The organism is Paenibacillus sp. FSL H8-0260, from assembly GCF_045040625.1.
Taxonomy (GTDB): Bacteria; Bacillota; Bacilli; order Paenibacillales; family Paenibacillaceae; genus Paenibacillus_AQ; species Paenibacillus_AQ odorifer.
Genome location: NZ_CP150298.1, coordinates 6,593,030 through 6,606,566, shown reverse-complemented (window position 1 = coordinate 6,606,566; position 13,537 = coordinate 6,593,030). Strand labels below are relative to the sequence as shown.

The following is a 13,537-nucleotide window of genomic DNA, read 5'->3' as shown; positions in this document are numbered from 1 at the left end:
GGTTATTCGTTTTTGTGTTAGTATGATAACAGGAGAGAGGAGGCGCTTTAGGTATGGCAACCGAGATTAAAGATCGCATAAACTTGAAGGAAATTAACTGTGAGAAGGAATTGACGCTTGCGGTGATCGGAGGGAAATGGAAGCTGATTATCCTCTGGCATCTAGGGCTTGAAGGGACAAAGCGATTCAGCGAGCTGAAGAAGCTAATTCCTCATATCACGCAAAAAATGTTGACCAATCAGCTTCGCGAGCTCGAAGAGGACCAGCTGGTTCTAAGAAAAGTGTACGCTGAGGTTCCGCCAAAAGTAGAGTATTCCCTGACATCATATGGCCAAAGTCTGCTTCCCGTCCTTCGATTGATGTATGATTGGGGTAAAAATTACGGAGAAAACGTGATCTGGAAGGACACGCCGCCGGAAGAAAGATGCTAATCGAATAGCCTATGAACATTAATAATCCCTGAGAGGTCTGGATCGGCCTCTACAGGGATTTTTTGGTGTTTTAAAGGAGTGATGCGGATAATACTTTAGGCTTTCTGTTCGAATAGCTTAGCAATCTCCACGATAACATTTACCGCTTTTACCATATTGTCCGCAGACGCATATTCGAATTTGCCATGGAAATTCTCGCCTCCGGTGAAAATATTAGGTGTCGGCAAGCCCATGTAGGAAAGCTGCGAGCCATCTGTACCTCCGCGAATCGGGCGGATGATCGGTGTGATGTTAAGGTTCTCCATCGCCTCATGGGCAATATCGACGATATGACGCACTGGCTCGATTTTTTCACGCATATTGTAATATTGGTCCTTCATTTCAAGCACGATGTTCTCTTCACCATGGATGTTTTTGAATTCTTCTACGACAGCTGAGAGATATGCTTTACGTGCCTCGAATTTCTCACGGTCGAAGTCGCGGATGATATATTGCAGCTTGCTGAATTCAGGTGTGCCTTCTATAGAGCTTAGGTGATAAAAGCCTTCATAACCGTCTGTATATTCGGGCGCTTCCTCAGCAGGGAGTCTGAGATGAAGTGCCATGGCGATTTTGGCGGAATGAATCATCTTTCCTTTTGCAGTCCCAGGGTGAACATTAACGCCGTAGACTGAGATTTTGGCAGACGCAGCATTAAAGCTTTCATACTCTAATTCTCCGAGTGGACCTCCGTCTACAGTGTAAGCATAGGAAGCATTAAAAGCGGCTACGTCAAATTTATGAGGCCCGCGGCCGATTTCTTCGTCTGGTGTGAAGGCAACTCTAATCTTGCCGTGTTTGATTTCTGGATGTTGAATGAGGTAATGCATGGCGGTCATAATCTCAGCAATACCGGCTTTATTATCTGCGCCAAGCAGGGTCGTGCCGTCGGTTGTAATTAAGGTGTGGCCTTTGTATTCCGCCAGCTCCGGAAAGCTCGCTGTGGATAATACAACATTCAGCTCTTTATTCAAAAGAATATCTTGACCATCATAGTTCTCGATAATCTGTGGCTTCACATTCGTTCCGGTAAAATCAGTCGCTGTATCCAAATGGGCTAAAAAACCAATGGTCGGAACATCCTTGTCCGTATTCGCAGGGAGTGTCGCCATAACATAGCCATGCTCGTCCACCTGGACTTCCTCCATGCCGATTTCCTTAAGCTCTTCAACCAGCTTGTGGGCCAGAACCATCTGTCCCGGAGTGGATGGGCAAGTCTCATTATCTTCATTCGATTGGGTATCCATTTGTGCATACGAAATAAACCGTTCTACAACCTCTTTCTTCACCTTGGGTCATCTCCTCTTTACTATTGTATATATATAGTATCACTTTCCATATAAGGTCTCATCCCTGAGGAAGAAGATTGAGGTAATATTTAAGTTTAATGCGGCAATATTTCTTGTTTCACTAACTTCGCTGAAAGTAAATAACGGTCCGGTGCAGATCCCACATATGAAAAGGGATAACAGGTAATCAATGTGAGGATGGCCTTATCACTTGGCTTTATAGCACCACGTTCGTCCCCGTCAACAATTGTGCTGCCTGTTACTTCATAGGTAAAAGTCCCATCGGTACTTTCCAGCTCGATAAGATCTCCAGCGACGAGTTCTCCCAGATTACGGAACACTGTATCGCGGTGGCCTGCGAGCACACTGTTGCCGGTGGCACCGATAGCTGCGCTGCCTTTATAATGTCCGGCTCCCTTTTTTAGATCGGGGCTCTCCGTGCCTTCTAGCACTGCGATCTTTTTGTTTAATTTGGGGAAACGAATCTCTCCTATGATTTCACCTTCTGAATAGGAATGAGCGGGGTGCGGCTGTTCCTTGGCTGAACTGATCATTCCCATGGGAAGAGGGATTTCTTCGGCAGAAAGGGGGCGGGCGACAGCTTCCTCCCTCTTTTTTGCCCAATCATTTAAAGCCTGTTTAGCTTCGAGCGGTGCTTTGACCACTTGTACAACCGAGTAAATCAACACAACTAAAGAGAGTATGAAGATTAGCTTCACGGCTAGCAAGACACCATTACGCTTCTTCATACTCTCTCACCTCCAGACTTATGCTGCAAAATGTGGTTATTTCTTCGATTTCAATCTGCGCATGATAATCACGCTGAGTACCGCAATGGCTAAGCTGGCAAGAATCAAGTTATACCAAGGCTCAGCGGTATTTGGAAGCTTGTTGCCAACCTCTGGTGCTCCCAGTGGAAGCTCATCATCAGGCAGGGCGATTTCATTGCTTGGCTGCGGTGTTGCACTGGTAGTTTGGCTGCCAGCACTTGGTGATGCTGTCGGCTCATTATCGCCTCCACCCAGTGGGATCGGCGCTTCAGTAACACTAATTTCATCTACTACTGGTGAAGCTGTAGGTGTTGGCCATGGTGTTGGTGTTGGCGTCGTTGATTGCCCTGGTGTGGCAGCTGCTGTTACCGTTGGCGAAGTAGCCGTCGGTGTATTCGTAGGTGCCGCAGTTGGTGAAGCAGTAGTCGTCGGCGGATCTGTAGGTGTCGTGGTTGGTGAAGCTGTTGCGGTCGGCGAAGCTTCAGGTGTAGCTGTAGCCGTGGCAGTAGGTGTCGTAGTTGGCGCTACAGTAGGTGTAGCAGTCGCTGTAGGTGATGGCTCCGGTGTAGGCTGAGCTGTGGCCGTCGCTGTCGGTGAAGGACTAGGTTGAGCGGATGGCTCCGGTCCTCCAGAAGCGGAGAACTCAAAGGCTACAGTGGTGGTTTTCCCTTGATATTCGTTCCCTGCTTCCCACGGGAAAATTACATCCATTTGGATTACACTTTGTTCTCCCCCGGCAAGTGAACCGATGGCAACTCTTCCGGCAGCCTCACTCATCACCCCTGAATAGATGATTACTCCCTCTTTTTCGAGTGTCATTTGGAGAATATCGTATAATTCTGCGTCTCCAGAGATGAATTTGAAGTCCACATAGTAATTAAAGCCCTCACTACCTGCGTTAATAATTGTGTATTCTGAGTTCGTTTCATCACCAGGCTGCATATTGTTCATGGTGGCTGTGCTTGTCGTATGCGAATTCACCGTAAGCTTAATGGTATCTTGCGCACTAACTCCGCCAGCATGCCAGATGACTCCTGCTAGAATAGTCAGGATATAAGCAGCTATGAAAGCCGAGCGATATTTCTTCTTCACTTTACTCGCTCCTTTCTCCTGAACCCCATATTAAATTTTGTAGACATCATTTGCGGGCTTCCGGCAAATTCTTCTCTTCTAATCGGATTTTTCATCAAACATTGTCGAAATAAGTAGTATCTCACAGAACCACTTCCTTGTGCGTATATAGGAATCTCCGTGAAAGCGGAAGGAGAGGGTAGAGATATACCGCCAATTCGTTCGTTATAGCGAATAACTAAAGTATAATCAAAATAATATCTAAACAAAAATGGGATATTAGAAGGAAATCCATCATATTTGATCAAATATCAATAACATTAATGGGTTTACACCAGTTTTCTCTATTTAACTCTTTATTTTTATGTAATTCATTGTTTTTATTGTGTTTTATTGAGAACGATTATGAATGCAAAATAAAAAGGCAAGACATACATCTGGAATAGGGCTCAAACCCCGATACCAGACCTATCGTCTTGCCTTAATTATGATGATAAATTAGATTTCCTTCATAGCGTCGGCTACAATCTCATAAGAGCGTAGACGAGCGTTAGGATCATAAATTCCACCAGAAACAATCAATTCATCGGCCTGTGTCTCTTGCAGGATTTCTTGAAGCCGTTCTTTAATTGCTGCTTTATCACCAGCGAAAGAGTAACGCTGTTTCTCAAGCATGGCTGCTTTTTCTTGCATCGTCCATAGCCCCTCCATACTTTCAACCGGTGGTTGTAACTTCCCCGTACGTCCGCGGATGATATTAAGGAATTGCTGCTGCTGCGAGGTAGCCAGTCGTCTTGCCTCATTCACGGTATCGGCTGCTGTAATGCCAACTCCGACCATCACATAAGGTTTGTCGAGTGCTGCTGAAGGACGGAAATTACTATGATAGATGTGTAAAGCTTGTAGTAAATATTCTGGTGCGAAATGGCTGGCGAAAGCAAAAGGTAAACCTAGCTTCCCTGCCAGCTGAGCACTAAAACCGCTGGAGCCTAGCAGCCAGATGGGGATATTCAAGCCTTCACCAGGAACAGCACGAACCCCAGCCGGTCGTGATCCTGCACCTGCAGGATCGAAGTAGGCTCTGAGCTCACTTAACTGCTCGGGGAAGTCACTGCCGTCGCTTCCGAGACCACGGCGTAGCGCACGGGAAGCCGGTTGATCGGATCCTGGGGCTCTGCCCAGTCCTAAATCAATCCGTCCTGGATATAGGGATTCGAGGGTCCCGAATTGTTCCGCAATGACAAGTGGTGCGTGGTTGGACAACATGATGCCTCCAGAGCCTACGCGTATGCTTTTTGTGCCGCCAGCAATGTGGCCAATTAAGAGTGAGGTAGCAGAACTGGCAACACCAATCATGTTGTGATGCTCAGCAAACCAATACCGGTGATAGCCCCATGCCTCAGCATGTTGAGCTAAAGCTAAAGAGTTATGAAAAGAGTCTGCCGCTGTGCCACCCTCCACAATAGAGGCTAAGTCCAGTACGGAGAATCGAATATCGCGCTGTTGCTTCAATGTAATCCCTCCTATAATAAACGCTCAGATAGTCTAGAGCAGTATTTGTAGCTGCGAATAATGCTACTCGACTAGTATACCATGTAATAAAACTATATACACACTTTAAGTAAGTTATACGCACTTTGTAATGATTAGATAAGGAATAAGTATGTCTTTAAAATAAAATGTAAGCGCTTTAAAATATCTCTTGTTATTTCTTAACGGGCTTGCTATAATCACATCGAAAAGTTACCTGAAAAAAAGGAAGTTATCGTTATGAAGCCAACCATAAGAGATGTTGCCAGAATGGCGGAGGTGTCGATCAGCACCGTATCGCGTGTTATGAATGCACCGAATACGGTCGTAGAGAGCAAACGGAATCGAGTGATGGAGGCTGTAGAACGTTTGCAATATCAACCAAATGCGTTTGCACGCGGCCTGATCTACAAGAAGTCTTTTACACTGGGCCTGCTGATTCCGGATATTGAGAACCTGTATTTCGCAGGGGTTATTCGGGGAATGCAGGATGCATGCATCAAGCTCGGATACAGTTTAATGATCTGCAATACGGACCGCGACAAAGAACGGATGCTGTCTTACATCGATAACTTTCATGAGAAGCAGGTGGATGGGATCGTGTTCGCCAGTGATGTCCTTTATCCTGAGACACATGACAAATTAGTCGGTTGTAGAATTCCTTTTGTGTTGGTATCCTCGCATTCTGATGAGTACGACATTCCATCTGTGGAGGTGGATGATGAACAGGCGGCTTACGATGCGGTAAAGTTTCTGATTGATTTAGGGCATAAGGACATTGGCATGATTGGTTTTAACCATGATAACTCCGTATCCGGCCCGCCTCGTTATGAAGGTTTTGTAAGGGCATTAACAGAGTTTGGACTACAGCAGAATATTGTGAAGAGCAAATATGCCAATCACAGGTTCGAACACGCTTATCAAGCTGCGCATGAGTTGTTTACTGATTATCCCGAGCTGACCGCCGTTTTCTGTGTTGCTGACGAATTTGCAATGGGGACGATTTCTTATCTGAAGGATCGTAATATTCTAGTTCCGGGGCAGGTATCTGTGATTGGATTTGATAATTTGCGGATGTCGAGTATGTTCATTCCAAAGCTGACCACGATTGCACAGCCGATTTATGAGTTAGGGTATCGTGCGGCGGAGATGCTGCATGAATTGCTCACAACAGGTGGTGTCCAGGTATTGAATGAAAAGATGGAGCATAAGCTGATTGTGCGGGAATCCACGCGGGAAAAATAAAGGCTCTTTATTTTTGTGACCTTCTTCTGAAAAGCTTTTCAGAGCCACGTATCGGTCTTAATTAAAATTTAAATGTTAGGATAGAAAATAGTATGAATTCTTATGAAAAACATCTCATTTTCCGATTGGAAACGGTTACTAATTATGATAATATAAAAAATGTAAGCGCTATTATTAAATTACATTTGTGATGGAGTTTGATTTTAGGATATTTACCTGTCTTCTGAAAAGCTTTGCAAGGAGGTGATCTGCTACAAGCTGCTAATACATGCCAGGGTGCCCGGATGATTGAATAAGATGTTATCTCTATAACCATTAAAGGGGATGTACAAAAGATGAAGAAGATCTCAGGACGTAAAAAGTCGTTGGCTTTAGTACTGTGTTTATCCTTCACAATGACGCTGAGCGCATGCGGCGGAGGCAACAATAATGCGGCGCCTACAGATCCACCGGCGGCAACAGTCAGCCCAACAGCAGATAACACCGAGGAAGCGACAAATGCACCTAGTGCTGAACCTTCGGGTTCCCCGTTAGATTTAGCGATGAAAGGTGAATATAAAGGGACTAAAGTAACCATGTTTGGACCCTTCGTAGATGCTGACCAAGTGAAATTTGAGAGCAGCATTAAAGAATTTGAAGAGAAGACAGGGATCGATATTCAATACGAGGGCTCCAAGGAGTTCGAAGCAACAATAAATATTCGGGTGGACGGCGGAAATGCTCCTGATATCGCTGACTTCCCGCAGCCGGGATTGCTGGCATCGATTGCTAAGACGGGCAAGGTTATCGATTTGACCAGTGTGCTGGATCAAGACAAATTGACGGCTAATTACAATAAGAGCTGGCTCGATATGTCTACGATGGACGGAAAAGACGGGAAGATCATGGCGGGGATTTGGAACCGCAGTAATGTAAAGAGCTTGGTATGGTATCCAAAGAAACAATTTGATGATGCAGGTTACAAGGTTCCTGAAACTTGGGATGAGCTGATGGCACTCACTGAGCAAATTGCCAAGGATGGCGATCCTGCCTGGGCTATTGGCATTGAGAGTGGTGCTGCAACGGGTTGGCCAGCAACAGACTGGGTCGAAAATATAATGCTTCGTACGACTACGCCTGAGAACTACGATAAGTGGGTAAAAGGTGAACTGCCATTTACTTCACCAGAAGTAAAAAATGCTGTTGAAATCATGTCTAAAATTTGGCTTAACAAGGATTATGTTTACGGTGGTGCTAAGTCTATCGTGACAACATCCTTCGGGGATGCCCCAGCGCCAATGTTCACTGATCCGCCTAAAGCCTGGTTTAATATGCTCGGTAACTTTATTACAAGCTTCTTCCCTGAAACGGCAAAGGTTGATCAGGATTATGATTGGTTCTACTTGCCGCCAATTGATGCGCAATATGGTAAACCAGTGCTGGTTGCAGGTGATATTTACGCTATGTTCAACGATCGTCCAGAGGTTCGTGCAGTCATGGAATTCTTCACCACTGGAGAGTCGATTAAGAGCTGGGTACAATCTGGCGGCGTAATTGCTCCTATGAATGATGCTTCCCTTGATTGGTATACCTCTGAATCCGATCGCCGGATGGCGAAGTTGGTTCAAGATGCTTCCACACTGCGTTTTGATGGCTCTGATTTGATGCCAGGTAAAGTGGGTGCAGGCACCTTCTGGAAAGGGATGACCGACTATGTGAGCGGTACAGCGACACTGGATCAGGCCTTGGAACAAATCCAGTCCGGCTGGAACAACTAACCTAATATTTAAAGCGCACAGTAAAAAGAGGGGCAGTAAGAAAAGAGGATTGTCTGCCCCTCTTTTTGTTTTCTAACTAGTGAGTTCGATGCTTATGATAAGAGTTTTGCTCCGCAAAACTTATAGGAGGAGCTGGAGCTAATATGGGTGCACAATCACAGCCACAGCCACAAATGCCAACACAACCACAAGCTAGGCCAACCGTCAGCCTGAAGGCGGTAATGCTGTCCCTAGTTGTGTTGTTAGCGAATATTGTTGTTAACGGCGCAATCTTTTTATTCTTCCGGGATTCCACATTAAATCCGCTGCTAACAGCGGTTCTGGCTGTCCTCTGGGGAGTTCTAGGTGTTTATCTGATTTACTATACGCTGACGTGGGCGGTTGAGCAGTACCCTGATCATATCCGGCGAAAGGTGCTGCCTTATATCTTTATTGGTCCGGCAGTGATTATTCTGGGCTGGTTACTGGTCCTGCCTGCACTGCGAACATTATATTTGAGCTTTTTTAATGCTTCTTCAGAAAAATTTGTGGGTCTGAGCAATTATGCAGCGATCTTTAGCGATCATCTGATGGCAACGGCATTGCGTAACAATTTACTTTGGGTATTCGTTGGCACGCTTGCTTGTGTAGCATTCGGGCTCTTAATTGCTATTCTTGCCGATCGCAGCAGCTATGAGAAAATCGCCAAATCGATCATCTTTATGCCGATGGCTATTTCCTTTGTAGCGGCAGGAGTCATTTGGAAATTCGTATATTACTATCAACCGGGTGACGAACAAATCGGGCTGTTGAACGCAATCGTTACTTATTTTGGGGGAGAACCCCAAGCCTGGACGAGTATGCTTCAGCCATGGAATAACTTTTTCCTCATTATCATTTTGATCTGGATGCAGACGGGATTTGCAATGGTGATTTTCTCGGCAGCAATCAAAGGGGTTCCTGACGACATTTTGGAAGCTGCACGAGTGGATGGAGCAAATGAGGTGAAGATTTTCTTTGGAATCATGATTCCATATATTTCATCAACCATTCTGACAGTGACAACGACCATTATCGTCTTTACGTTGAAAATATTTGACGTCGTCATGGTGATGACAGGAGGTCAATACGATACAGAGGTTGTTGCTACACAGTTCTACCGGCAATTCTTTATGTACCGTAATTTCGGCTACGGCTCCACGCTGGCTATTGTTCTACTGATCGCGGTGCTGCCTGTAATCATAATCAATCTACGTCAGTTCCGTAAGCAGGGGGGATTCTAATGGCTGGCAAAAAGAAGAGAAAAGGCAGCAAAACGGTTGTAAATATCGTGTTGGGTGTGATCTGTTTTATTTGGCTGCTTCCGACTCTTGGGCTATTTATTTCCTCCTTCCGTCCGGCTGCTGACATTCTGCAGACCGGATGGTGGAAAGCTTTTCCTCATCAGGAGTGGAAGGCTGGAGAGACGATTCAGCTATCCAAGGATGTGGATCTTCGGGAGCCAATTGAGGTGAACGGTAAAACTTATACAGATGATGAGCTGAAGGCTGGCGTGAAGGCAGATGGCAGCCGGCTTATGTGGGAGAATCGTAGAGCGCGTACCGTAAATGAACAGATACAAGGTTGGAAGATGACACCGGATCTCACGCTGGATAACTATAATAATGTGCTTTCCGGTAAGGAATACAAGCTGAAACAGGCTGATGGTAGTGAAACGGTGCAAAAAGGCTCCGGATTGTCACAGGCCTTCTGGAATACGCTAACGATTGCTGTTCCAGCAACAGTTATTCCGGTGCTGATCGCTTCTTTTGCTGCATATGCTTTTGCCTGGCTGCGGTTTCCTGGGCGCAGAATCCTTTTTGTAATCATTATTGCAATGCTCGTCATTCCGATACAGGTTGCGCTTATTCCAGTGCTTAAGGATTATACCGCACTTGGGCTAAACGGAAGTTATCTGGGAATTTGGCTGGCGCATACGGCTTTTGGATTACCGCTGGTTACGTACTTTATGTACAACTTTATCAGTCAATTGCCGAAGGATTTGTTCGAATCGGCTTTCATGGATGGGGCAAGTCATTTCACTATATTCAGTAGGCTAATTCTGCCTCTATCAGTGCCAGCACTGGCTTCTATCGGGATCTTCCAATTCCTGTGGGTGTGGAATGACTATTTAGTCTCATTGATTTTTATCGGCAATCAACCGTCTGTGCAAGTCATGTCGATGAAAATTGCCGATTTAGTAGGCTCACGAGGCAACGATTGGCATTTACTTACTTCGGCTGCATTTATCTCTATGCTGATGCCGCTCGCTATTTTTTTCCTGCTGCAAAAGTATTTCGTCAGAGGGCTTATGGGTGGGTCGGTGAAAGGTTAATGATTTAGAACCCGAATGAAACTGTGATCAGGGGGAGCTTAGAGAGATGAAGATGAAACCATACGTACATCCGGCGGCGGTATATCCTTACCGGGAGTGGAGTCTTGATGAGGAAGCTTATAGTGAAGAGAACAATCAAAGAAGCGAGAGTATTTTTGCGCTTGGCAATGGATATATTGGTATGCGCGGTAATTTCGAAGAAGGTTACCACGGCAGCTCAGGCTCGTCTGTAACAGGCAATTATTTGAATGGTTTTTTTGATTCGGAGCCCATTGTATATCCAGAAGGAGCGTACGGATATCCATCCCGCAATCAAGCGATGCTGAACGTAACAGATGCCAAGATTATTGAACTGAGTATTGAAGGGCAGACCTTTCAGTTAAACAGTGGGCAAGTGCATCATTATGAACGAAAGCTGGATATGCGAAGCGGGGTTCTGCATCGGCAGGTAGATTGGGAATCTCCAGCTGGTCACCGGGTACAGCTTCATATCCGGCGGATGGTGACTTTGCAGCACAAACATCTGGCGGCGATAGATTATGAGGTTAAAGCGCTGAATTTCAGCGGAGTGCTTACCTTCACTTCATCCATCGACGGCAAGATCCAAAAACCTAAGGTAACGGATGATCCCAGATTGGGCTCGGGAGGCAAGGAGCCCAGTCTGCTCCTGGAGGATACCGGTCATGAACCGGGACAGTCCTTCTTATGGATGAAGCAGCGGACGCGGCATACCCGGTTTGCCTTATTAACAGGGGTAAGTCATAAGCTCGATTCAAGATCTGAGGATAAAAGGACCGTGCAGCATGAGGGGCAGAAATTATCCATGCAGTTTGTCGTCCCGGTGGAGCGTGGGGAAAGCGTCTCACTAACCAAATATATCTCTTACCATACCTCTAAAGATTATCCAGAAGACGAACTACTTAGTAGAAGTACTGAAATATTACACTTAGCAGACCATAGCGGGTTTGAAGCGCTTGCCCAGGAACAGCAGGCTTATCTGGATCGATACTGGGCACATACGGATGTGGAGATTCATGGTGATCTTGCGCTTCAGCAGGGCATTCGCTTTAATGCTTTTCAACTGCTTCAATCCGTAGGCCGTGATGGGGTTACGAATATTGGAGCCAAGGGATTAACGGGTGAAGGATACGAAGGGCACTATTTCTGGGATACCGAGATGTATATGCTGCCCTTCTTTACGTTCACACAGCCGGAGATTAGCCGAAAGCTGCTCGAATTTCGTTATGCCACGTTAGACAAAGCACGGGAGCGTGCAGCGGTAATGTCGCAGAAGGGAGCCTTGTTCCCTTGGCGGACTATAGACGGGGCAGAGAACTCTGCGTATTTCCCGGCAGGCACGGCGCAAATGCATATTAATGCGGATATTGCGTATGCCATCAAGCAGTATGTACTGTCTACCGGAGATTATGATTTTTTGGTTACGAAGGGAGCAGAAATTTTATTCGAAACTTCCCGCTTTTGGTTGGACTTGGGGTACTTTAATCCGTCTAGGGGCGGTGCCTTTTGTATTGATGCAGTAACCGGTCCTGATGAATATACAGCTATCGTCAACAATAATGCATACACCAACTTTATGGTCCAGGATCAGCTTTATTATGCACACGAGATGGCAGGGATATTGTCTAAGCAGTATCCTGAGCATTTTGAACGCCTGAAACAAAAAATCGGTCTGACTGAGCATGAGACATTAGTGTGGCTGGAAGCGGCGGACAAAATGTTTATCCCCTTTGATGAGGGACTTGGCATTTATGCTCAAGACGACACGTTTCTCTCCAAGAAAAAATGGGATTTCGAGCATACACCAGCCGATAAATATCCGCTGCTGCTCAACTACCATCCGCTGGTAATTTACCGGCATCAGGTGTTGAAACAGGCGGACTTGGTAATGGCGATGTTTCTGCTGGGTGACCAATTCAGCTTGGCGGATAAGATCCGGAATTATAATTATTATGAGCCGCTGACGACGCATGATTCTTCATTGTCACCGTGTATTCACAGTATAATCTCTGCTGAGATTGGTGATTTGACGGGAGCCTATTTCTATTTTGACCGCACGGTACGGATGGATTTGGATGATATCAACCGCAACGTAAAGGATGGACTGCACACTGCTGCTATGGCAGGCTCCTGGCTGTCGATTGTGAATGGTTTTGGTGGCATGCGCTTATGCGGCGGGATGTTATCATTTAATCCTAGTGTGCCAGCGCAGTGGGAGAGCTATCGGTTTAAAATAACATGCGCTGGACAGCTATTGGATATTTTTGTGAGTGATACAGAAGTGATCTATACGCTGCTGGAGGGCGAAGAGCTTGAGATTATGCATAAGGGAAACCTTATACAGTTGTCTGCGCAGAAGCCGCTGAGGCTTTCGAATGTGAAGCAGCTTGAAGCTGTTATTTTCGAGCTGGACGGGATAATTACTGACACTGGAGAGTATCATTATGAGGCTTGGAAGGATCTGGCGGATGAACTTGCGCTTTCTTTTGATCGAGAGAAGCATAAGAGTCTTAAGGGCCTAAGTCGAATGGAATCTTTAGAAGTCATTCTGGAGAGTAGTGGACTGAATTTGCCGCAACCGGTAAAGGGAATGCTCTGCAACAAAAAGAACGAGAAGTATAGACAGCTGGTTCAGCAAATGACGCCTGCTGAGCTGTATCCGGGTATCCACAGCGTGTTGTCCGATTTGCAGCAAAGAGGGATTGCTATCGGACTGGCTTCAGTGAATGAGAATGCGCTGCTGATTCTCGAACGCTTGCAGATCGGGCATTGGTTTCAGGCGGTGGCTGACCCTGGCAACTTGCGTAGAAGCAAGCCAGATCCAGAGATTCACTTGCAGGTTGCGGAGATGCTGGGCATATCCCCAGACTGCTGTGTGGCGATTGAGGATACCGAGGAAGGAATAGCCGCAATTAATGCTGCTGGTATGAGGTCAGTGGGAGCTGGAGTGGCGCTCGTAACCGGGACCGCGGATCTATGTCTGGCTTCCACCGCAGAGATAAGTGTTGAGAAATTGTTAGAGCTGTTTGCGTAG

Annotated in this window: 10 protein-coding genes; 6 read left to right on the top strand and 4 right to left on the bottom strand. The window is 46.1% G+C overall.

Features of this window, described 5'->3' with window-relative positions:
* Window positions 1-53 precede the first annotated feature (53 nt).
* Entirely contained in the window at window positions 54-431 is a 378-nt protein-coding gene (locus MHI51_RS29345) for a helix-turn-helix domain-containing protein (protein WP_036682121.1), read from the top strand.
* A gap of 95 nt (window positions 432-526) precedes the next feature.
* Here MHI51_RS29345 and pepT read toward each other — a convergent pair whose 3' ends face one another.
* From pepT to MHI51_RS29325, 4 genes are all read right to left on the bottom strand, one after another.
* A complete protein-coding gene (gene pepT / locus MHI51_RS29340) occupies window positions 527-1,759 on the bottom strand; it encodes a peptidase T (RefSeq protein ID WP_076220750.1) in 1,233 nt (410 codons plus the stop codon).
* A gap of 95 nt (window positions 1,760-1,854) precedes the next feature.
* A complete protein-coding gene (locus MHI51_RS29335; RefSeq protein ID WP_342410273.1) occupies window positions 1,855-2,508 on the bottom strand; it encodes a sortase in 654 nt (217 codons plus the stop codon).
* A 36-nt stretch (window positions 2,509-2,544) separates the two neighbouring features.
* Entirely contained in the window at window positions 2,545-3,621 is a 1,077-nt protein-coding gene (locus MHI51_RS29330; RefSeq protein ID WP_076276265.1) for a hypothetical protein, read from the bottom strand.
* A gap of 477 nt (window positions 3,622-4,098) precedes the next feature.
* Window positions 4,099-5,112, bottom strand: coding sequence for an LLM class flavin-dependent oxidoreductase (locus tag MHI51_RS29325; RefSeq protein WP_081387420.1), 1,014 nt, complete (start codon window positions 5,110-5,112; stop codon window positions 4,099-4,101).
* Window positions 5,113-5,370: 258 nt separating this feature from the next.
* Here MHI51_RS29325 and MHI51_RS29320 point away from each other — a divergent pair, with 258 nt between their 5' ends.
* The 5 genes from MHI51_RS29320 to pgmB all read left to right on the top strand — a co-directional run bounded on the left by MHI51_RS29320 (window position 5,371) and on the right by pgmB (window position 13,537).
* Window positions 5,371-6,375 carry a LacI family DNA-binding transcriptional regulator gene (locus tag MHI51_RS29320; protein WP_036682112.1) on the top strand — a complete coding sequence of 335 codons (1,005 nt, stop codon included), beginning with the start codon at window positions 5,371-5,373 and terminating at the stop codon, window positions 6,373-6,375.
* Between the two features lie 335 nt (window positions 6,376-6,710).
* Window positions 6,711-8,132 carry a carbohydrate ABC transporter substrate-binding protein gene (locus MHI51_RS29315; RefSeq protein WP_341004104.1) on the top strand — a complete coding sequence of 474 codons (1,422 nt, stop codon included), beginning with the start codon at window positions 6,711-6,713 and terminating at the stop codon, window positions 8,130-8,132.
* 143 nt (window positions 8,133-8,275) lie between these two features.
* On the top strand, window positions 8,276-9,394 hold the full coding sequence (locus MHI51_RS29310) for a carbohydrate ABC transporter permease (protein WP_232061475.1): 1,119 nt from the start codon (window positions 8,276-8,278) through the stop codon (window positions 9,392-9,394).
* Window positions 9,394-10,485, top strand: coding sequence for a carbohydrate ABC transporter permease (locus MHI51_RS29305; protein WP_076124061.1), 1,092 nt, complete (start codon window positions 9,394-9,396; stop codon window positions 10,483-10,485). The genes MHI51_RS29310 and MHI51_RS29305 overlap by 1 nt, the downstream gene beginning before the upstream one ends.
* Before the next feature lie 46 nt (window positions 10,486-10,531).
* On the top strand, window positions 10,532-13,537 hold the full coding sequence (gene pgmB, locus MHI51_RS29300; RefSeq protein ID WP_405173443.1) for a beta-phosphoglucomutase: 3,006 nt from the start codon (window positions 10,532-10,534) through the stop codon (window positions 13,535-13,537).